The sequence below is a fragment of the Curtobacterium sp. PhB190 genome (genome assembly GCF_004365385.1).
Taxonomy (GTDB): domain Bacteria; phylum Actinomycetota; class Actinomycetes; order Actinomycetales; family Microbacteriaceae; genus Curtobacterium.
The window spans coordinates 83,978-104,539 of sequence record NZ_SODN01000012.1 but is presented as its reverse complement, the minus strand read 5'-3'; the positions used below and the strand labels follow the sequence as shown (position 1 = coordinate 104,539).

18 protein-coding genes are annotated in these 20,562 nt (G+C 69.6%); 11 read left to right on the top strand and 7 right to left on the bottom strand.

Annotated elements, in window-relative coordinates; all coding sequences use genetic code 11:
* The first annotated feature begins 110 nt into the window (after positions 1 to 110).
* From EDF47_RS17565 to EDF47_RS17540, 6 genes are read left to right on the top strand one after another with little or no spacing between them, the layout of a single operon-like run.
* Positions 111 to 1,796 (top strand): ABC transporter substrate-binding protein, encoded by a 1,686-nt coding sequence (locus EDF47_RS17565; protein ID WP_133938820.1) that lies wholly within the window; start codon positions 111 to 113, stop codon positions 1,794 to 1,796.
* 34 nt (positions 1,797 to 1,830) lie between these two features.
* The gene (locus tag EDF47_RS17560; protein ID WP_111086984.1) at positions 1,831 to 2,820 is read left to right on the top strand and encodes an ABC transporter permease; all 990 of its coding nucleotides are present in this window, start codon (positions 1,831 to 1,833) and stop codon (positions 2,818 to 2,820) included.
* Positions 2,821 to 2,832: 12 nt separating this feature from the next.
* Positions 2,833 to 3,867 carry an ABC transporter permease gene (locus EDF47_RS17555; protein WP_133938818.1) on the top strand — a complete coding sequence of 345 codons (1,035 nt, stop codon included), beginning with the start codon at positions 2,833 to 2,835 and terminating at the stop codon, positions 3,865 to 3,867.
* Complete coding sequence (locus tag EDF47_RS17550; RefSeq protein WP_123313058.1) at positions 3,864 to 4,736, top strand: ABC transporter ATP-binding protein; 873 nt, start codon at positions 3,864 to 3,866, stop codon at positions 4,734 to 4,736. Before EDF47_RS17555 ends, EDF47_RS17550 begins: the two co-directional genes overlap by 4 nt.
* Positions 4,733 to 5,626, top strand: coding sequence for an ATP-binding cassette domain-containing protein (locus EDF47_RS17545; RefSeq protein ID WP_123340275.1), 894 nt, complete (start codon positions 4,733 to 4,735; stop codon positions 5,624 to 5,626). The genes EDF47_RS17550 and EDF47_RS17545 overlap by 4 nt, the downstream gene beginning before the upstream one ends.
* Positions 5,587 to 7,743 (top strand): glycoside hydrolase family 36 protein, encoded by a 2,157-nt coding sequence (locus EDF47_RS17540; protein WP_166673263.1) that lies wholly within the window; start codon positions 5,587 to 5,589, stop codon positions 7,741 to 7,743. The genes EDF47_RS17545 and EDF47_RS17540 overlap by 40 nt, the downstream gene beginning before the upstream one ends.
* A 204-nt stretch (positions 7,744 to 7,947) precedes the next feature.
* Here EDF47_RS17540 and EDF47_RS17535 read toward each other — a convergent pair whose 3' ends face one another.
* From EDF47_RS17535 to EDF47_RS17515, 5 genes are all read right to left on the bottom strand, one after another.
* Complete coding sequence (locus tag EDF47_RS17535; RefSeq protein WP_133938814.1) at positions 7,948 to 9,576, bottom strand: DHA2 family efflux MFS transporter permease subunit; 1,629 nt, start codon at positions 9,574 to 9,576, stop codon at positions 7,948 to 7,950.
* 76 nt (positions 9,577 to 9,652) lie between these two features.
* Positions 9,653 to 10,285 (bottom strand): response regulator transcription factor, encoded by a 633-nt coding sequence (locus tag EDF47_RS17530; RefSeq protein WP_123340278.1) that lies wholly within the window; start codon positions 10,283 to 10,285, stop codon positions 9,653 to 9,655.
* On the bottom strand, positions 10,282 to 11,484 hold the full coding sequence (locus tag EDF47_RS17525; RefSeq protein WP_166673262.1) for a sensor histidine kinase: 1,203 nt from the start codon (positions 11,482 to 11,484) through the stop codon (positions 10,282 to 10,284). Before EDF47_RS17525 ends, EDF47_RS17530 begins: the two co-directional genes overlap by 4 nt.
* Before the next feature lie 29 nt (positions 11,485 to 11,513).
* Complete coding sequence (locus EDF47_RS17520) at positions 11,514 to 12,323, bottom strand: ABC transporter permease (RefSeq protein WP_123340280.1); 810 nt, start codon at positions 12,321 to 12,323, stop codon at positions 11,514 to 11,516.
* Positions 12,320 to 13,159, bottom strand: a complete 840-nt coding sequence (locus EDF47_RS17515; RefSeq protein ID WP_133938810.1) for an ABC transporter ATP-binding protein — start codon at positions 13,157 to 13,159, stop codon at positions 12,320 to 12,322. Before EDF47_RS17515 ends, EDF47_RS17520 begins: the two co-directional genes overlap by 4 nt.
* A gap of 199 nt (positions 13,160 to 13,358) precedes the next feature.
* Here EDF47_RS17515 and EDF47_RS19980 point away from each other — a divergent pair, with 199 nt between their 5' ends.
* Genes EDF47_RS19980 through EDF47_RS17495 form a run of 4 tightly spaced genes read left to right on the top strand, consistent with a single transcriptional unit; the run spans position 13,359 to position 16,492 of the window.
* Positions 13,359 to 13,712: a lactococcin 972 family bacteriocin gene (locus EDF47_RS19980; RefSeq protein WP_165901411.1), complete on the top strand. Its 354-nt coding sequence runs from the start codon at positions 13,359 to 13,361 to the stop codon at positions 13,710 to 13,712.
* Positions 13,713 to 13,744: 32 nt separating this feature from the next.
* Positions 13,745 to 15,622 carry a hypothetical protein gene (locus tag EDF47_RS19975; RefSeq protein WP_165901410.1) on the top strand — a complete coding sequence of 626 codons (1,878 nt, stop codon included), beginning with the start codon at positions 13,745 to 13,747 and terminating at the stop codon, positions 15,620 to 15,622.
* On the top strand, positions 15,619 to 16,290 hold the full coding sequence (locus EDF47_RS17500) for an ATP-binding cassette domain-containing protein (RefSeq protein WP_123340284.1): 672 nt from the start codon (positions 15,619 to 15,621) through the stop codon (positions 16,288 to 16,290). Before EDF47_RS19975 ends, EDF47_RS17500 begins: the two co-directional genes overlap by 4 nt.
* Complete coding sequence (locus tag EDF47_RS17495; protein WP_131846333.1) at positions 16,277 to 16,492, top strand: hypothetical protein; 216 nt, start codon at positions 16,277 to 16,279, stop codon at positions 16,490 to 16,492. Before EDF47_RS17500 ends, EDF47_RS17495 begins: the two co-directional genes overlap by 14 nt.
* A gap of 50 nt (positions 16,493 to 16,542) precedes the next feature.
* Here EDF47_RS17495 and EDF47_RS17490 read toward each other — a convergent pair whose 3' ends face one another.
* Positions 16,543 to 17,115 carry a hypothetical protein gene (locus EDF47_RS17490; protein ID WP_131846332.1) on the bottom strand — a complete coding sequence of 191 codons (573 nt, stop codon included), beginning with the start codon at positions 17,113 to 17,115 and terminating at the stop codon, positions 16,543 to 16,545.
* A 139-nt stretch (positions 17,116 to 17,254) separates the two neighbouring features.
* Here EDF47_RS17490 and EDF47_RS17485 point away from each other — a divergent pair, with 139 nt between their 5' ends.
* Positions 17,255 to 18,187 carry an NADP-dependent oxidoreductase gene (locus tag EDF47_RS17485; RefSeq protein WP_133938808.1) on the top strand — a complete coding sequence of 311 codons (933 nt, stop codon included), beginning with the start codon at positions 17,255 to 17,257 and terminating at the stop codon, positions 18,185 to 18,187.
* Positions 18,188 to 18,534: 347 nt separating this feature from the next.
* Here the strand turns inward: EDF47_RS17485 and EDF47_RS17480 are convergent, their stop codons facing one another.
* Entirely contained in the window at positions 18,535 to 20,538 is a 2,004-nt protein-coding gene (locus EDF47_RS17480; protein ID WP_131846330.1) for a hypothetical protein, read from the bottom strand.
* Between the last annotated feature and the right edge of the window lie 24 nt (positions 20,539 to 20,562).

Below are 20,562 nucleotides of genomic sequence, written 5' to 3'. Positions count from 1 at the left end.
CCTCAATCGTGACGGGGCCGTGACCCGACCCCTTGACCGCCTTAGTTTACGCGTGTAACAATCACGCTCACAACGTGGATCCTGCGACGACGCAGACCGAGAGGACAACGATGTTCAACCCAACCCGTTCACGGCTCGCCATCGGCGCCGCCGTCCTCCTCGCCGCCGGCCTCGCGCTGAGCGGCTGCAGCGCGAGCGGCAACGCCAGCACGAAGGGCGACGCCGCCTCGACCCTGGTCGCCTACACCGGACAATCCGGCGACTACCAGATCAACTTCAACCCGTGGTCGCCGTCCAACATCGGCGGCGTCGGCACGATCTACGAGTCGCTGTTCTTCATCACCAACGTCAACACGAACGACCCGAAGCCGCTGCTCGGCAAGTCGTACGAGTGGAACACCGACGGCACGCAGCTCACCATCACACTGCGCGACGGGGCGACCTGGAGCGACGGCGAGCCCTTCACCTCGAAGGACGTCGTGTTCACGCTGGACATGCTCAAGAAGCAGAAGGCCCTGAACTCGATCGGCTACGACGGCACCGCGAAGGCAGACGGCGACTCCAAGGTCGTCGTCACCTTCGACAAGCCGTCGTTCGTGCTCGGCCCGAACCTGCTCGGCAAGACCTGGATCGTGCCCGAGCACCTGTGGAAGGACATCGACCCGACCACCGACGTCGTGCGCGAGCCCGTCGGCACCGGTCCGTACACGCTCGGCACCTTCAAGGCGCAGGCCTTCACCCTCGAGGCGAACAAGAAGTACTGGGACGGCGCCCCCGCCGTGAAGACCATCCGCTACCTGTCGCTCTCCGGCAACACCGCCGGCGCCGACGCGCTCAAGCAGGGCTCGATCGACTGGCAGACCGGCCCGGTGCCGAACATGGACGACATCGCCGGCAACTACAACGGCTACGACGGCATCACCGTCGGCCAGAACCAGATGGCGCTGCTCACCTGCGCGAACACCGACCTCGGCTGCACCGGCCCGCAGACCGACCCGGCCGTCCGGCACGCCATCGCCGACGCGATCAACCGCAAGCAGCTCAACTCGCTGGCGTTCGAGAACACCGCGAGCGAGATCTCGCCGACCTTCGCGCTCACCACGACGCAGAAGGACACCATCTCGAAGGACATCGAGCTGGCCGTGATGCCGGAGACCGCCGACAAGGCCGCCGCCGCGTCGTCGCTCGAGGGCGCCGGGTGGAAGAAGGGCGCCGACGGCATCTACGCCAAGGACGGCAAGAAGCTGTCCCTGACCGTCGAGGTCGTCACCGGCTGGACCGACTACATCACCGCGATCGACACGATGACGCAGCAGCTCAAGGCCGCGGGCATCGAGCTCAAGGCGCAGCAGTCGTCGTGGAACGAGTGGACCGACAAGAAGACCAAGGGCAACTTCGAGCTCGCCATCGACTCGCTCGGCCAGGGCCCGACGGCGAACCCGTACTACCTGTACAACAACTACTTCACGACGGCGAACACCGCGAAGGTCGGTGCAGCAGCCCCGATGAACATCTCGCGGTACAGCAACCCCGACGTGGACAAGGCCATCGCGAAGCTCGCGACGATCAACCCCGAGGACACCGCCGCCACGCAGCCGGAACTCGACACGATCCAGCAGCACATCGTCGAGGACCTGCCGTACATCCCGGTGATGACCGGCGGCACGACGAGTGAGTTCCACGCGGCGAAGTTCACCGGCTGGCCCACGAAGGACGACCTCTACGCCTTCCCGGCGGTCTGGGCGAGCCCCGACAACGCCGAGATCTTCAAGGCGCTGAAGCCGGCGAAGGGCTGACCACGATGGGATCGCGACCGAGGAGCACTCGACGATGACCTACTTCCTGCGCAAGATCGGCTTCTACATCGTCGCGCTGTGGGCGGCACTGACGCTGAACTTCATCATCCCGCGGCTGCTGCCCGGGAACCCGGTGGACATCCTGCTCGCCAAGCTCCAGCAGCGCGGCGGGCAGGTGACCCCGGCGACACGGCAGGCGTACGAGCTGCTCCTCGGTGGCGATTCCTCGGAGCCGCTGATCTCCCAGTACGGCCACTACCTGGTCAACGTGTTCCGCGGTGACCTCGGGGTGTCCGTCAGCTACTTCCCGGCCCCCGTCACCGAGGTCATCGCGAGCTCGCTGCCGTGGACCATCGCCCTGGTCGGCATCGCGACCATCCTGGCCGCCATCATCGGCGTCGGCCTCGGGGCCTTCGTCGGCTGGCGTCCGGGCACCTGGCTCGACTCGTTCGTGCCGGCCACCACCCTGCTCGCCGCGGTGCCGTACTTCTGGCTCGCGCTGATCCTGGTGTACTTCTTCGCCACCGGCATCCACCTGTTCCCGGCACAGGGCGGCTACGACGTCATCCTCACACCGGGGTTCAACTGGGACTTCATCGCCTCCGCGATCCAGTACGGGGTGCTGCCCGCGGTGACGATTGTGCTCGCATCGCTGGGCGGCTGGCTGCTCGGCATGCGCAACATGATGGTGTCGACGCTGTCCGAGGACTACATCACCACCGCCCAGGCCAAGGGGCTGTCCGACGGCAAGATCCTGCGGAACTACGCCGCCCGGAACGCCGTGCTGCCCTCCGTCGCCGGGTTCGCGATCTCCCTCGGGTTCATCGTGTCCGGCTCCGTCGTCACCGAGCAGGTGTTCTCGTACCCGGGCATCGGGTCGAAGCTGCTGTCCGCCGTGACCAACAACGACTACGCGCTCATGCAGGGGATCTTCCTGTTCATCACCCTGGCGGTCCTCGGCGCGAACCTCGTCGTCGACCTGCTGTACGGGCTCATCGACCCGCGGACGCGGGCGCGGAGCTAGGGAGGACACGCCATGACCAACATCCAGCAGGACACCGAACCCACCATCGGCGCACTCGCCGAGGAGGCCGACGCCGGGTCGACGCGGAGCATCGCCACGGCCCGAGCGTCACGACCGAAGGGCGGCATCCGCCGTCTCCTGCCGACCCTGACCCCGTGGCTCATCACGGGCATCGCCCTCGTCGCCGGCGTCACGCTGTTCGGCGTCGTCGGGCCGCTGCTCGTCGGCGACCCGACCACCATCCGCGACTCCGGACTGCAGGGACCGAGCGGCGAGAACCTCCTGGGGACGACCCAGACCGGGCAGGACGTCCTCGCCCAGCTCGCCTACGCCACCCGGGGCAGCCTGCAGATCGGCCTGATCGTCGGCGTCCTCGCCACGGTGCTGTCCGCGTTCTTCGGGATCCTCGGCGCCTACCTGGGCGGGATCATGGACGAGGCGTTCTCGCTGTTCTCGAACGTGTTCCTCGTGATCCCCGGCCTGCCGCTCGTGATCGTCATCTCCGGCCTGGTCCCGCGAGAGGCCCGCGGGCTCTGGACCATCGCCGTCGTCCTCGCGATCACGTCGTGGGCCGGGTCCGCCCGGGTCCTGCGTGCGCAGACGATGTCGATCCGGAACCGCGACTACGTCTCCGCCGCCCGTGTCGCCGGCGAACGACCCTGGCGCGTCATCGCCGTCGAGATCCTGCCGAACCTGCTGCCCGTCCTGGCGTCGCAGTTCGTGTTCGCGGTGATCGCCGCGATCCTCGGGGAAGCGGGGTTGTCGTTCCTCGGCCTCGGGGCGTCGAACTCGTCGACGCTCGGCACCATGCTCTTCTACGCCCAGAACGGCTTCGCGCTGGCGAACGGCGCCTGGTGGTGGTTCGTGCCGCCCGGCCTGCTCATCGCCCTGCTCGGCATGGGGCTGTCCCTGGTGAACTTCTCGATCGACGAGGTCATCAACCCGCGACTCGCGAACGTACGTGCCCAGCGGCGGCGCGAACGTCGCGCCAAGCGGGCTGCCCGCGCCTCGCGGTCCGCACGCACCACGAAGGAGTTCGTCCGATGAGTGCCGAAGCCGTGCTGACGATCGACCACCTCGACGTCGTCTACGAGACCGAACACCCCGTGCACGCCGTCAAGGACGTGTCGCTCACCCTGGCACCCGGCGAGATCCTCGGGCTCGCGGGGGAGTCCGGCTGCGGCAAGACGACCCTGGCCTACGCGATCACCCGGCTGCACCGACCGCCGGCGAAGGTCGCCTCGGGCAGCATCACGTTCCACGACCGCGACGGCACCGACATCGACCTGCTCGGGCTGCCGCACGAGCAGCTGCGGGCCGTGCGCTGGTCGAAGCTGTCGATGGTGTTCCAGGGCGCGATGAACGCCCTCAACCCCGTCACCACCATCCGGGCGCAGCTCGACGACGCCCTGAAGGAACACCGGCGCGACCTGTCCCGCAAGGAACGGCGGGCCATCGCCGAGGACGCCCTGAGCCGCGTCGGCGTCGACCCGTCCCGCATCACGGCGTACCCGCACGAGCTGTCCGGCGGCATGCGGCAGCGCGTGATGATCGCGATGGCGATGCTGCTCGAACCGCAGATCATGATCATGGACGAGCCCACCACAGCCCTCGACGTCGTGGTGCAGCGCGAGATCCTGCGCGAGATCGTCCGACTGCGCGACGAGCTCGGGTTCGCCGTCGTGTTCATCACGCACGACCTGCCGCTGCTGCTCGAGATCAGCGACCGCATCGCGATCATGCTGCGCGGCGAGGTCGTCGAGTGCGACCGGGCCTCGGTCATCCAGCACGACCCGAAGCACCCGTACACGCAGAAGCTGCTGCAGTCGTTCCCGAGCCTGTCGGGGGAGCGCGGCGCGTTCATCCGCTCCGGCGTCGACGACCACGCAGCCGCCGTCCACGAGGAGATCCGATGACCAGCGTGACCGTCAGCCACCTCGGCAAGGACTTCCACACCCGCAAGGGCCTGAAGCGCACCACCTTGCACGCCGTCGACGACGTGTCGTTCGAGCTGCTGCCCGGGAAGACCGTGGCGTTGGTGGGGGAGTCCGGCTCGGGCAAGTCCACCATCGCCCGGATGCTCGCCAAGCTCGAGAGCACCACCCGCGGCTCGATCGACGTGCGGCTCGAGGACGGCACACCCGTCGTCGGCAGCATGTACCGCCGGCACGTGCAGATGGTGTTCCAGGACCCCTTCGCGTCGCTCAACCCGTTCCACTCGATCGAGCACCACATCGCCCGGCCGCTCCAGCTGCACCACCGCGCTCGGGGCGCCGACGAGACCGCCGAGAAGGTGCGCGAACTGCTCGGCCGCGTCAACCTCGACGAGGACTTCGCGAGCCGCCGACCGCACGAGCTCTCCGGCGGGCAGCGGCAGCGCGTCGCCATCGCCCGCGCACTCGCCCCCGGCGCCCAGGTGCTCATCGCCGACGAACCGGTGTCGATGCTCGACGTGTCGATCCGGCTCAGCGTGCTCAACCTGATGGGCCGCCTGCAGCGCGAGGACCACCTCGCCGTGCTCTACATCACGCACGACCTGGCGACCGCACGCCACTTCTCCGACGAGATCCTGGTGCTCTACCGCGGCCGGGTCGTCGAACGCGGGCCCTCCGACGCCGTCATCCTCGACCCGCAGCACGACTACACCCGACTGCTCGCCGAGGCCGCCCCCGACCCGGAGCGCATCGACCGCAAGGTGACCTCGGGCAGCGCTCTCGACCGCTCGAAGATCGACAACACCACCTGCTACGACCACGGTGTCGGGGCGTGGGTGTCGAGCGAGCCGGCACCGGTCGGCGCACGGTGAGCGGAGCCTTCGCCGACTGGGTCACCCCCGGGTTCTCGGCACGGTTCCGGATCGGCGACGACCAGCCCGCAGCACTCGTGTCGTTCGTGGCGAGCGGCGGAGCACGCGCCGACGGGGCGCTCCTCGATGGGCCGGCGGACCCGCAGCCCCTGGTGGAGCTGACGACGATCGGACACGGGCGGTTCCCGGGCGGGTACCGGCACGTGGACTCCACGATCGGGGCGCGACTGCGACCCGTGTCGTGGCGTGCGTCCGACGACGCGACCGATCCGTGGTTCCGGATCGTGCAGGCGGACGCGGCCACGGGCCTCCAGGTCGAGTCGGTGTTCCGAGCGCGCGCCGACGCACCGGCGTTCCAGACGTGGACCGAGGTGTCCGCCGACGACGGTGAGCACGTCGTGGACTTCGTGTCGTCGTTCGCGACCGGGGCGTTCCTGACCGACTCCGGGGTCGGCGTCGACGACCTAGTCCTCGTGCACGCGGACAACGACTGGGCTGCCGAGAGCCGGTGGTGGACCGATCCGCTGCGGTCGATCGGACTCGCGGCGATCGACCGCGAGGCGCAGCACCACCCGCCCCGCAGCCGCGCCGTCGTGCAGAACCGTGGGTCGTGGTCGACCGGTGAGGCACTGCCGATCGGCGTGCTGACACCTGCTGCGTCCGCTGGCGCTGCGCCCTACGCGCTGGCCTGGCAGATCGAGCACAACGGGCCGTGGCTGTACGAGCTCGGCGAGACCCGACGGCACGCGTACGTGCTGCTGAGCGGGCCGACCGACCAGGAGCACCAGTGGACGGCGGTCGTGGCTCCGGGGCAGCCGTTCGTGTCCGTGCCGGTCTCGGTGGGGATCGCCGGCTCGGTCGGTGGGGCGTTCGAGGTGCTCACGGCGCAGCGTCGGGCGTTCCGGCACGTGCGCGAGGCCGATCGCGCCCTGCCGCTCGTGTTCAACGACTACATGAACACGCTCATGGGCGACCCGACCACCGAGAAGCTGCTGCCGTTGATCGACGCCGCTGCCGATGCCGGAGCGGACCTGTTCTGCATCGACGCCGGCTGGTACGCCGAGGGGCACTGGTGGGACACCGTCGGGGCGTGGGAGGAAGCTGCGTCGCGGTTCCCGACCGGGCTCGGGTTCGTCATCGACCACATCCGGTCGCGGGGGATGCAGGCCGGGCTCTGGCTCGAACCCGAGGTCATCGGCATCCACTCGCCGCTGGCCGCGACCCTGCCGGACGACGCCTTCGTCCACCACCAGGGAGTGCGGGTCGCCGAGCACGGACGGCACCTGCTCGACCTCCGGTCACCGGCCGCGCGGGCGCACCTGGACTCCGTCGTCGATCGACTGGTCGGGTCGCTCGGCGTCACGTTCTTCAAGATGGACAACAACACCATGACGGGGCCGTTCTCCGGCATGCTCGAGCACCAGCGCGCGCTGCTCGACTGGCTCGACGACGTGCAGGCCCGGTACCCGTCGCTCCTCATCGAGAACTGTGCCTCGGGAGCGATGCGCGCCGACTCCGCGATGCTGTCCCGGTTGCACATGCAGTCGACCTCGGACCAGCAGGACCCGGTGCTGTCGGCGTCGATCGCGGCTGCTGCCCCCGCCGCGATGCTGCCCGAGCAGGCCGGGAACTGGGCCTACCCGGCGCCGTCGATGTCGCCCGACCTGTTCGACCTGTCGCTCGTGAACGGGGTGCTCGGGCGGATGTACCTGTCGGGCTACCTCAACTCGATGAGCACATCGCAGCGGGCGGTCGTGCGTTCTGCGATCGAGGCCCACCGGGCAGTGCTCGAGGTCATCGAGTCGTCGGTGCCGGTGTGGCCGCTCGGGCTGCCGGCCTGGGAGGACCCCTGGCTCGCGCTCGGCTTGCAGGCTGCGTCGGGCGATCTGTACTTGTCGGTGTGGTCGCTGCCCGGTGCGTCGGGATCGGTGTCGTTGCCGCTTCCGGGCTTCGCCGGGCAGGCGGTCGTCGTCGAGCCGCTGTTCCCAACGGCGCTCGGGTCGTGGTCCGTGGCGTGGGACGCCGCCTCGGGTTCGCTCGAGGTCACCAACGGCGGGGCGACCCCCACAGCGCGGGTGCTCCGCGTCCGACCGGAGGGGGCGGACGCGGAGCACTGAGCGGGGCGCGCGTCGCGATGGCAGGGCGCGCGTCGGAGCGGACGGGAGGCACGGTGCAGGCAGGCGCCGAGCCTCCCGTCCCGTCGGTGGTCGCGTCCACGGCGCGGGGGACGCGGGTCCGCGTCCGGCCGGTGACGTTTCTGGTTCAGGATCCTCGGGGATCGTCAACCAGAACCGTCAGCAGCGGTGCAGGAAGGCCCCCGGTCAGGCGCGGGTCTCGCGATCGGCGTCGGCTTCTGAGTCGTCGTCGGGGCGGCGCGGGGCGCGGAGCCGCAGGGTCGCACCGAGGCCGATGACCAGGAAGCCGGCGGCCGAGAACGCGGCGGCGCGGGTGCCGTCGGAGAACGCCTCGGCGGCGTCGGCGCGGGTCTGCCCCTCGAGGCCGGCGATCGCTCCGCCCGAGGACTGCACCACGGTGTCGGCGATCTGCTCGGACTGGGCGGTCGAGACGCCGGCGTCCTGCAGGCGGTGCTCCAGGATGCTGCCCGTCGAGGTGAACAGCACCGTGCCGAGGACCGCGATGCCGAGCGCCGAACCGATCTGGCGCGCGGTGCTCTGGGCGCCGGAGGCTTCGCCGCTGCGCTCCACGGGGACGTCCTGCAGCACGACGCCGGTGAGCTGGGCCGTCGCGAGTCCGACGCCGAAGCCGTAGACGAACAGGCACGGGACGATCGCCCACCACGGGGTCGACGAGGTCACGACGAACCCGATCGCGGCCACCCCGACGATCTCGGCGCCGATGCCCATCCGCACGATCGGGAGCGCCCCGATCCGCTGTCCGACCGTGGCCGCGAACCCGCTCGCGACGAACGACCCGATCGCCAGGGCCAGCAGCACGAAACCGGTCTGCAGCGCCGAGTAGCCGAGGACGTTCTGCAGCCAGAGGGGCAGCGACAGGATGATGCCGAACTCGCCGAGCGACACGATGAGCGCCGCGATCGAGCCGTTCCGGAACGAGCCGATGCCGAACAGGTCGAGGGCGATGAGCGTCGACCGGCCCGTACGCTGCCGTCGTCGGGAGCGGACGACGAAGGCCACCCCGGCAGCGATCGCGATCACGAACGCGACGGGGATCGGCGAGACCGGGCCGTCCCACGACCACGAGCCGATCGTGAACGGTGTCGACGACGGAGTCCACCAGCCGTAGGTGCGACCCTCGATCAGCCCGAAGACCAGCGCAGCGCTCGCGATCACGGACAGCAGGGCTCCGACGAAGTCGATGTGGCCGGTGTGCTCGGCGTCGCGCGACTCCCGCACGGCGACCGCGAGGCCGACCAGGATGACCGCCACGATCGGGGGGTTGATGCCGAAGGCCCACCGCCACGAGAAGTCCGTCGTCAGCCAGCCGCCGAGCAGCGGACCGACCGCCACCATCCCGCCGATCGTGGAGCCCCACACCGCGAAGGCGATGCCGCGCTCCCGGCCGGTGAACGTCGCGTTGAGGATCGACAGCGTGGTGGGCAGGACCATCGCGCCACCGACACCCTGCAGCACGCGGGACGCCACGAGCAGTTCGCCCGTCGGGGACAGCGCCGCCAGGACCGACGCCACCGCGAACAGGATCACGCCGATGGTCAGCAGTCGTCGGCGACCGAAGCGGTCGGCGACGGCACCGAAGACGAGCAGCAGCGCGGCGAAGACCAGCGTGTAGCTCTCCTGCACCCACTGCACGAGCGTCGAACCGATGTCGAGGTCGGCGACGATGCTCGGGATCGCCACGTTCACGATCGTGGAGTCGACGATGATGAGCGCGACCGCCAGGCTGATCACGACCAGACCGATCCACCGGCGGCGATCGAGGGTGGTGGTGGGAGCTGCGGCTGGGGCGCTCATGTGCGTGTCCTCTCAGATGATCAGCATGCTGACTACCTGACGGTACACCCGCTCCCGATGACCGGCGCACCGGGGTTCAGGGGAGCAGGCGGAGTTCCATCGCGCGGGTCACGGCACGGGTGCGGTCGTTGACGCCGAGCTTCTCGAACACGTGGCCGAGGTGCGTCTTCACCGTTGTCTCGCTGAGGAACAGTGCACGCCCGATCGCTGGGTTCGAGTTGCCCTGGGCGACGAGCTGCAGGACCTCGAGTTCGCGTGGGGTCAGCGACGGGCCGGCTGCCACGGCCGACGAACCCGTTGCTCGTCGGACCAGCGCAGCGGCAGCCGAAGGGGCCAGTGCCGTCTCGCCCCGCGCGGTCGCCCGCACCCCGGCGAGGATCTCGGACTCCGGGGCCGCCTTGAGCAGGTAGCCGGTGGCCCCGGCCTCGATCGCCGCGAGGATCTGGTCGTCGGACTCGTACGTCGTCAGGATCAGGACGCGGACGCCCGGCTCGGCCGCGAGGATCTCCGCCGTCGCCGCATCGCCGTCGAGCTCCGGCATCCGCAGGTCCATCAGCACGACGTCGGGGCGCTCCGCCAGCACGACGGACACCGCTGCTCGGCCGTCGCTGGCCTGGCCCACCACGTCGATGTCGTCGGCGTCCTGCAACAGCGCGACGATGCCCGAGCGGACGATCGGGTGGTCGTCGGCGACCACGACGCGGATCACCGGGTCACCTCCGCCACGGGGTGACGAACGGCGGACGGGAGGCCCGGTGCGGCTCCGGTGGGCAGGGTTGCCTCGACGACGGTGCCCCGGCCCAGGGCGCTCGTGATCGTGCAGGTGCCGCCAGCGAGGGCGAGGCGCTCCCGCAACCCGCGCAGCCCGTGCCCGGCCGTGGGCTGCTCGGGGTCGAACCCAGTGCCGTCGTCGGTGATCCGCAGCACGGTCTGCCCGTCCTCGGGGATCAGACGGACCTGCACGGAGGCGGAGCCGGCGTGCGCGCGGACGTTGGACAGCGCCTCCTGAGCAACACGCAGCAGGACCACCTGGGCATCGCGGTCCAACGCGCAGTCGGACGCGTCGACCGTGACCAGCGTCCCCGTTTCGCGGGTGTGCCGTTCGGCGAGGCGGTGGAGGGCGCCGGCGAGGCTGTCGCGGGTCATGCCGGCGGCCCCGGCTGCGACGAGGGTGCGGGACTCCTCGAGGGCGGCGCGGGCGGACTCCTCGAGGACGGTGAGCCGTTCCTCGAGCGCATCGGGGCGGTCGTTCGCCAGGTCGCCGCGAGCCCGTTCGGTGAGCATGACGATGCCGGCGAGGTTCTGCGCGACGGTGTCGTGGATCTCGCGGGCCAGGCGCTCCCGTTCGCTCGCGATGCCCGCGGTGCGGTTCGCGTCGGCGAGGGACTGCTGGGTGGCGCGGAGCTCCTCGACGAGCTGGCGGCGCTCCTCGGACAGACCGGCGACGCTCGAGATCCACACGCCCATCGCGCAGGCACCGATCACGCTGATGCCCTCGATGAGCAGGGTGCTGACCAGGGCGTCCGGGCCACTCGACAGCTGCAGGCCGATGCCGCTCGCGAGCGCGACGGCGATGGACAGCAGGACCGCGGTGCGGACGCGCTCCGTCTGCACCCACACGAGCGGGAACACGATGCACTGCACGAACGCGGTGCTCGGCACGACGGCCGGCAGCACCAGGGCGGCGACGACGACGAGCGGCAGGAACACCGCGGCGGCTCGGGGGCTGTCGTAGCCACGGTGCCCGTACACGATGTACGCCACGACGAGGACCACGACCGCGAGGTACGCGGGCCAGCGGGTCGACCACGGGGACCAGCCGAGCGCGGTGATCACGGCGGTGAGGAGCATCGTGCCCGCGAAGAAGACGTGCAACCACCGGTTGCGCACCCACGTCTCGCCGCTCATGACGACAGCATCCCACCTGCCCGGCGCCATCAGGAGTCCTTGCGGTTCCAGCGGAAGGTGAGGGCGCAGGCCACCGTGCCCCCGACCAGCCACGCGACCAACACGAGGGTTCCGAGGGCGAGGTGCCACGCGCCTCCCGGCTCGGCGGACGCGAACGCGTCTGGTAGGAAGACGGACCGCATGCCGGACGCCATCCAGCGCAGGGGGAAGACGGACGCGACGTTCTGCAGCCAGTCGGGCAGTTGCGTGAAGGGCAGGTAGACGCCCGAGATGAACTGCAGCACCAGGACGATGGGGACGATCGTGGCGGTGGCGCGGCGGCCCTCGCGGGGGAGCGCCGAGATCGCGATGCCGAGGACGCAGCTGGTGGCGATGCCGAGGACCATCACGCCCGCGAAGACGCCCCAGTTGCTCGCGTCGGTCGGCAGGTCGACGCCGAACACCAGGCTCGCGATCCCAAGCAGCAACGCCGTCTGCACGATGGTCGTGACGAGCACCATGCCGATCTTGCCGACGAAGTAGCTCAGGACCGGCAGTGGCGTGCCGCCGAGGCGCTTCAGCGTGCCGTCGCTGCGTTCGGTCGCGATGTCGACGCCGAGGGACTGGGTGCCGGAGAGCAGGATGCCCGTCGCGACCAGGCCCGGCAGGTAGTAGGTGGCGTAGTCGACGCTGATCGGTCGCCCGTTGCTGGCGACGGCGCGGATCGGGTCGGCGTCCGCGAAGGCCACCGAGAACAGCGCCAACATGATGATGGGGAAGAGGAACGTGAAGAAGACGGCGTCGGGAGCGCGGAAGTAGGAGCGGATCTCGTACGAGATGCGGCTGGTCGCGGTGTTCACTTCTGGCCCACCATTCCGAGGTAGACGTCCTCGAGGGACGGGCGGATGACTTCGAGGTCGTGCATGGCCGTGGTGCTGCTGCGGATGAGCGCGGTCGGGTCGCTCGTGCGCTCGTCGTGCAGGTCGCCGGCGTCGTCGCGCCAGCGGACTCGTGGTGTGCGGGCTTCGGCGCCGCCGATCTCGTCGATCGGGGCGATGTCGAGCAGCTTCCCGTCGGCGATCACCGCTGCCCGGTCGGCGAGCTGGGCGGCCTCGTCGAGGTAGTGCGTGGTGAGCAGGATCGTCGTGCCCTCGGACTGCACCTGGCGCAGGAGGTCCCAGAACTGCCGGCGGGCCTCGGGATCGAAGCCCGTGGTCGGTTCGTCGAGGAACAGCACCTCGGGGCGGCCGATGATGCCGAGGGCGACGTCGACGCGGCGGCGCTGGCCTCCGGAGAGTCGGGCGATGCGGGTGTTGCGCTGGTCGGTCAACCCGACGGCCGCGAGGAGTTCCTCGGTGCTGCGGTGCTTCGGGTACAGCGTCGCGAAGTGGTTCAGCTGCTCGGCGACGGTGACGTTCGGGGACTCGGCGCTGGTCTGCAGGACGATGCCGATGCGTGCGTTGTGGCTGCGGCTCGTCCGTGCAGGGTCGTGGCCGAGGACGCGGACCTCGCCGGCGGTACGGGAGCGGTAGCCCTCGAGGATCTCGACCGTCGTGGACTTGCCGGCGCCGTTCGGGCCGAGGAGGGCGAAGGTCTCGCCGGGCTGGATGACGAAGCTGACGTCGTCGACGGCGACCTTGCCGGTGGCGTACTGCTTGCTGAGGTGCTGGACCTCGATGGCGGGGGACTCGGGCATGGGTCCAGCTTGGCCGGTGGGGCGCCGCGGGGGATCGGTGGGGGCGGTGGTGCTGCATCCTCCGATCGGGGGATGGTGCGGGAAGGACGCGAGCATGTCGTATTCGAGATATCCGGAACTTCAGATTCTGGCGTCGCTCTGCTTGGCTCGGTGCGGGGTCGACGCGGCCCTCCCGTTCCCCCAGCAGAAAGGCCCTTCCATGAAGCGCTTCGGAAAGCTCTCGGCCGTCATCGCGGCTGCAACGCTGTGCTGTGTCCTCGGCGCCGGTGTCGCACACGCTGCTCCGGATGACGCAACCGCCAGTGGCGGCAGCGCGTCCGCCGACGACCTCGGTACCGACGCCACGACCGTCGTCGGTGGCGGCACGTGGTCGTACGGCGTGATCGGCCACCAGGTGGTCTCCGCCTACGACAACCGTCGGTACACCCACAGCACCTCGGTCAAGTCCTCCGGCGTGACCAAGTCGTCCGGACGGATCGCGAAGGGCAAGATCGCCGGCGCGAGCCGCCCGAAAGCACTGTGGGGCAACCAGGCCTTCTGGGCGATCTACTGATCCGGAACTTCGCGGCCGCCACCGTCCTCGCGGTGGCGGCCGTACCGCTCCTGCTCGTCGGCCTGATCGTGTTCGTGGTCGGGAGTGGTGAGGCGAGCGGGTACCTCACCGGCCGGACGACGATCGACATGGTCGACTTACCGCTCGGTCCGACCAAGCAGGAGCACATCCAGCAGCTCACGGAACTGGCCGAGGACCACGACGTATCGCTCGCCCTCGTCGTGCCGGATCGTTCCGGCGCGCCGGACACCGTCACCGCGTACTCGTTCGCCGGCTCCGTCGCCGCCCCGGTGTTCTGGGGGAACGTCGTCGACCGGCCGGCGAGCGACATCGGTGACGCCGTCATCGTCTGGTCGTACGCGGTCGACGGATCGGCCGTGCAAGTCGGTGCCTTCCTCGACGCGTTGCGCACTGCGGGGTTCGAGTTCGTCGACGCGACCCCGACGGTCCGCGTACTGGCACCAGCGGTGATCGGGCAGCCCGGCGTCCTGGCGATCGTGGCGTGCATCGCGCTCGGAGTCGTCATCGCCGTGGTCGCGGAGTCGGACCGGCGGGACAGCCGACAGCGGCTCCGCGGACTCGCCGGATGGTCACCGAAACGCATCGCCGCTCGTGAAGCCCTCGAGACAGCGGGGCTGTTCGTCGTCTGTTCCCTGGTGGTGTGCGGGGCGCTCGCCGTCTACTTGCTCGTCCGCGGGGCATCGCCGACGATCTGGTCGTTCAGCGTCGGGCTCGCCGGAGTGATGCTCCCCGCCGCCTTCGTCGGTGTCGTCGGACTCCACGTCGTCTGCTCCGTCGTCGGCCGCCGCAGGTGGACGAGCCTCGCGGCCCCGGTCGGGCGCCCGGCCGTCGTGGCACTGTGCGGTGTCGCACTCGTCAGCATCCTGACCGTGAGCACGAGTGGCCTCGTCGAGCAGGGGCGGACGGCCTCCGAGCTCGAGCGATCGCTGCGTTCCGAGGCCGCCGACGGCGACGACGTGGTCCTGGGCGTCGGGATGGCCTCAATCGCCGACGAGGACGCGTTCGGGCGCGTTGCGCTGGCTGCCCTCGCCACCGGCACCGCCGAGCTGGCGCAGACGACGTTCATGCAGGACGCGCTGCTGGTCGCCGGAGACCGGGCGGAGCAGCTGGTCGGGGACGACCGTGACGGTGTCACCGTGCTGGTCCCCGAGTCGGTGGCGACCGACATCGCCGCGATCGCCGACGGCGTGCGGGAGAGCTTCGACGACGGCTGGGAGGTGGACGACGAGCAAGCGCCCCGAGTCGTCCCGATCCACACCGAGGTCGTCGGATCGACCGCACCGATCGTCGCCGCCGCTGACCGCTGGATCGATTGGGTGCTGCCACGCACCACCACCGGCGCGGACGTGCCCGTCATCGTGGTGACCGACGTGCGGGACCTGCCGCCGAACCGACTCGGCACCGCGACCCGGAACGGCGAGGTCCGGTTCGCCGACCGGACCGCGCTCGTCCGGCAACTCACGGACGCTGACCTGCTCGACGTCGTCACGCAGATCAACCGAGTCGGTGCCGTGCTCGAACGAGCGCTCGCAGCCGTCCGGACATCCCGCGCCGTCATCCTCGCCGCTTCGGCCGGGACGATGCTCGCGATCCTGTTCGCTACCGCCACCCTGATCGCCGATCACCGGACGCGGCATCGACGAGCAGCACGGCTGCGATTCCTGGTCGGCCGGCATCCCGCGGTGCAGCACGCGCGGTTCGTGCTCGTCGCGAGCGGCATCGCCGCCGGGACCACCGCCGTGACCGTACTCGTCGGCGACGACGGCACCGGTGCCGGCAGCGGCGCCTTGCTCGCTGCCAGCACGGCCGGGGCAGTCGGCGTGCTCACCGCAGTCGCGCTGTCCGTCCTGCTCGCCGCCACACACCACCGAAAGAGGCCACGCCGATGACCGAGCACCAGCGACTCAGCATCGAGGGGATCGGCTACGACATCGCCGGGCGGACGCTCTGGAACGACATCACGTTCCAGCTCGGCGCCGGACAGGCCCTTGCCCTGCGCGGACCGTCCGGACAGGGGAAGAGCACGATGCTCCGCTGCCTCGCCGGGTTGGAACGACCGCCGCGGGGTCGGGTCGTCGTCGACGGCACTGACCTGCACACGGCGAGCGAGGGGGAGCGGCGTGGACTGCGCCGAGACACCATCGGCCTCGTCGTGCAGGACCACGCCGTCGTGCCGGAGTGGACCGTTGCCCAGAACCTGCGGGTGCTGCGGCCCCGTGGCGTCACCCGGGCGGCACTCAGCGATCGGATCGACGAGGCACTGCTGATCGTCGGGCTCGGTGGTCGGCGGGATGCTCGTGCTGGGACGATGAGCGGCGGCGAACAGCAGCGAGTGGCCGTCGCACGAGTGCTGGCGCAGCGGCCACGACTCGTCCTCGCCGACGAGCCCACCGCGTCGCTCGACACCGAGAGCGCGGCGCGCGTCCGCAGCGGTCTCGACGCGCTGCGTGCATCGGGCAGCGCTGTCGTCGTGGCGACCCACGACCCGGCGCTCATCGCGTGGGCCGGTGCAGAACGGTCACTCATCCGGCTGGGGAGCGACCATGGACGTCCGTGAGACCACGCTGCAAGCTGCGGTGGGCGCGCACCTGGCGGGGACCCACATCCGCAGGACACACCGGTTCCTGCAGGGGAGTGGCACCGTGGCGCCGGGGTTGCGCTGGCCGGACGCCTCGGACGGCCGCGATCCCCGGGCCGTCCTCGAGGCCGAGGGCCCCGCGTTCTCGGCGGGCGGTGGTGTTCTCGTGCCGGAGCGCTGACGGTTCTGGTTCGCGATCGTCGGGGATCGTGAACCGGAACCGTCACCGTCTCAGTACTGCGGCCGGATCCAGTCCGTCGGTTGCACGAAGCGGGCGCGGGGCAGGACCTCGTCCGGCTCGGCGGTCCGCACGCTCGTGATGATCGTGTCCTCGCCGTACTCCGACAAGCGGCGGGCGATGCCGTCGCGCTCGTCGATCACCATCGTCGTGCGGGTCGCCGGATCCCCGCGGTGCTCGAACGTCACCAGGATCGAGTGCTCGCCGATGTGCTCGACCAGGATCGGGTGGAAGCTCTCGGGGCCGCGACCCCACCGGAGCATCAGGTCGGGCACGGCCATCCGGACGACGGGAGCGGAGACCATGCTCCGGGCGAACGACACCTCGTGCGGACCGTCGTCGGGGTCGTGCGGCACGCCGTCCCGGTAGGAGACCGGCTTGGCGCGCTGACGGACGAGCGTCCAGGTCTGTGCGGGCTCGTCGATGTCGACGCGGAACTGCCAGTACTTCTGCCGGGGCTCCTGGTGGATGCCTTCGAGGACGTACCGGGCGGGCCGGCGGAGCGCGGCGAGCTCCTCGGCGATCGCGGGGCCGTCGGGCCGGGTGACGAGTTCGTCGAAACGCACGCTGTCAGCATGGCGCACCACGCGCAGTGGACGTCACCCCGTGACGGACTGGAGGCCCGTGGCGGCCTGGCGCCGTGCCTCCCGTCCGATCGTGGGTCGCGTCAGGTTGCGTCAAGCAACGTCCGCGTAGACCGGGAGGATGCAGGTCGTCGGAGTCGAACAGTTCGGAGGGCCGGAGGCCCTCGCCGTCCACGAGGTGCCGGAGCCGCACGCCGGTGCGGGGTCCGTGCGGATCCGGGTGCAGGCGTTCGCCGTGAACCCGACCGACACGGGGGTGCGTGCCGGGGAGCGGGACAGCTCGCAGGCCTCGCCGCCGTACGTTCCGGGGATGGATGCGGCCGGCGTCATCGACGAGGTCGGGCCCGACGTCACCGGGTGGGAGGTCGGTGACGAGGTCATGGCGATCGCGTTGCCGCTCAGCGCGCACGGCGGGGCGTACGTGCAGGAACTCGTGGCGCCGGTGGGGTCGTTCACGCGGGTGCCGCGCGGGACGTCGGTCGCTCTCGCTTCTACAGTCCCGATGAACGGGTTGACGGCGTTGCAGATCCTGTCGCTCGCGGGGCTGTCGCGGGGGGACACGCTCGCCGTGACCGGTGCTGCCGGGCTGCTCGGGAACTACGTGGTGCAGCTCGCCGTCGCCGCTGGGCTGACCGTGATCGCTGATGCTGCCCCGGCGGACGAAGCGCTCGTGCGGTCGCTCGGACCGGCGCACATCGTGCCGCGTGGTGATGGGTTCGCTGCCGCTGTCCGTGCGCTCGTGCCGGACGGGGTCGATGCGCTCGCCGACGCTGCGGTGCAGCGTGGGGTCGTCGTCGACGCTGTTCGGGACGGGGGAGTGTTCCTGGACGTGCGGGGATGGTCGGGGGACGACTCGCGGGGGATCCGGTTCGAGCAGGTTGCGGTGTTCTCGGAGTACCGGTCGTTCGACAAGCTCGAGCAGCTGCGGCATGCGGTCGAAGGGGGAACTGTGGTGCCGCGGGTGGCGGAGGTGTTGCCGGCCTCGCGGGCTGCGGAGGCGCATGAGCGGCTCGAGGCTGGGGGGACGCGGGGGCGGTTCGTGTTGACGTGGTGAGTTGACGACGGGGTGAGGAACGGGAGGCGCGGTGCCGGTTGGTGCCGCGCCTTCTGTCGTTCGGTGGTGAGGCTCTCGTGCTTCGCTCACGTCGAGCAGGTGCCCAACCGGCAGGCGGCCCGACAAGACAATCGGAGCGTGTGGGCTCCCGTGGAGGTCAGTTCGCCCACGACCGCGCCTGTGCGCTCAGCACCGACCGTGCGACATTAAGCGCAGCGTGAGAGCTCGCGGCTCCCTGGATGCTGATTGACGGATCCCAAGTGCAGTGAGCCGTTGATGGTGCCCGGGGTGCATTTACGGTGGTTGATCAAATCAAGCCTCTTGATCGGGATCAGGCGGCGTCGTAGTCACTTCGCATTCGGGATCGTCAGATGACGCCCGATGTAGCCGATGTAGATCTTTCCGGTACCGGCCGCATCGTCGAGGTAGTGCATCCGCGGGGCGAAACGATCTCGGTGCGTCGGTTTGAAGTGCGCGAGCATCAGTGCGCGGCCGGAACCGTCGACTTCGACGGGAACGGGGCGGACTCGTTCTCCGTGGAGCTTCTTGTTGTTGATAACCGTTGTGCTTTCTGTCGGAGCATGCCGGTCGGGTGAGCACTTCGCGCCGAGCTGTGCGTCGTCCGTGAGGTACATGTGCACGTTGCCTGAGTAGCCGTCGCGCTTGGCCTCGACATAATCGCTGAGGACGCGTACATACGACCACAGCGCTGCTGCGTACCGCCCGGTGCCGTCGCGTTCGTCGATCTCTGCGGCGATGTCTTGATCACCTGTGAAGATGACTCGGTTGAGCACGGCGTGAGCGTCCTCGCCGGGGGTTAGACGCGCGACCAATTCGCGAACGTCGGCGGGAGGATCCCACTCCGATCCATCGGCCACTGACGCAAAGCTCGCGCGCTGAGCTGCGTCGAGGCCCCTTCGCAGCCAGTCTCGTTCGCGCGCAGCTCGTCGTGCTTCTTCGGCTTCGATCGCAGCCTCTACCTCGAGGTCAGCAATCCTTGAATTCAACGAGCCGATCATGTCGCTGAGGTGCGATTCGCGTTCGGCGGCTTCTGTGAACAATTGTTCGAACGCCTCCTGCTCGAGCGATGCGGTCGCGATGAGCTTGTCGAGCTGGTCGAAGTGTTCCTCGCGGGGAGCCGATGCTTTGAGCCAGCGCAAAACAAACGTGCCGACGCGTCGGAGGAGATCCGTCGGGACTGCTTGGACGTCGTCGTCTGCCCAGTCCATCGGCACGGCGATAATTCCGGTGCGAGCCGGAACGGGATCGGCAACAGGCAGCGGCGTGCTACCGGCTGAGACCGACTTCTCCGGTTTGAGTGATCCATCGTTTGGCAAATTTGCCGCGTCGAGATCGCTCGACACCATCTCGTCGATCCGCACTCCGCGTGCTCGACGAGCCTCGGCCTCGCCCAACAAGCGCATCGTCCGACGGACGTCTTTAGGTAGCTCGAGGTCGAGCAAGCGCCTTCGGATGCCGGCTGCGTGCATTGCACGGATCGACACATCAGCTCGCCCGCGACGGATCGACCGAGCGAAGGTCGCTGGTCCTAGCACCCGATGCCGCACCGCGTCCGACGGCGAAGACAGGTCGACGGAGGGGAGGAATGTCCGGATCCGCCCCGCGGGGACACCGTGCGATGAAGGAAGCAGCGCGTCGAGTTCAGCCACCGCGTCATGAGCGATCACGTACGTCGCGGCGACACCAACGCTGTATTGCGTGAGGCTCTCGACCGTCTTTGTCCAAGCTTCGTCCGTGTCGAGCCCGAGAGACGACGCCACGACAACCGACGCGGTTCGCCCATCGTCGGTGAGAACGTCGATCAGATGACCGACGTCGTCACGTCTGATGATCTGCGGGCTGTTGGTGAGACGAGCAGAGCCATCCTGGACCACCACACGGTCGAGGATCTGGCCGACGATCCGCGGGGGCGCTACTGCCAGCACGGAATCCTCGTCCCGCTCGATCACGCGGCCAGTCTCGATGACCAAGGCGGAGGAACCTGGCCGGCCGGACCCATTCGACATCGCGAACACGGAGACGATCCATGTCCCTCGGTTCCGTTCGACGAGTCGGATGAGCCGCCGCGTCTGCCCGTGGTTATCGCTCGTGTCTGTGACGGACAACACGGATTCGGGTCCGAGTGCATAATCACCCGTGCCTTCCCACTCGATCGAGTCGAGGGTGCCACCCTTCCGCGTACGGCGTTTGGTAGCAAGCCAGGCCCGTACTTCCTCTTCCGCCAGCTGCACCGCATCGACGTGGTCAGGAAGACGGAGCACCGCCCGGTACCCGATCGATTGGTGGTGAACGGCGTCCTGAGCCTCGATGATCGCCGTGCGGTAGACCACGGCCGCAGGCTTGGCTGTCTCGAG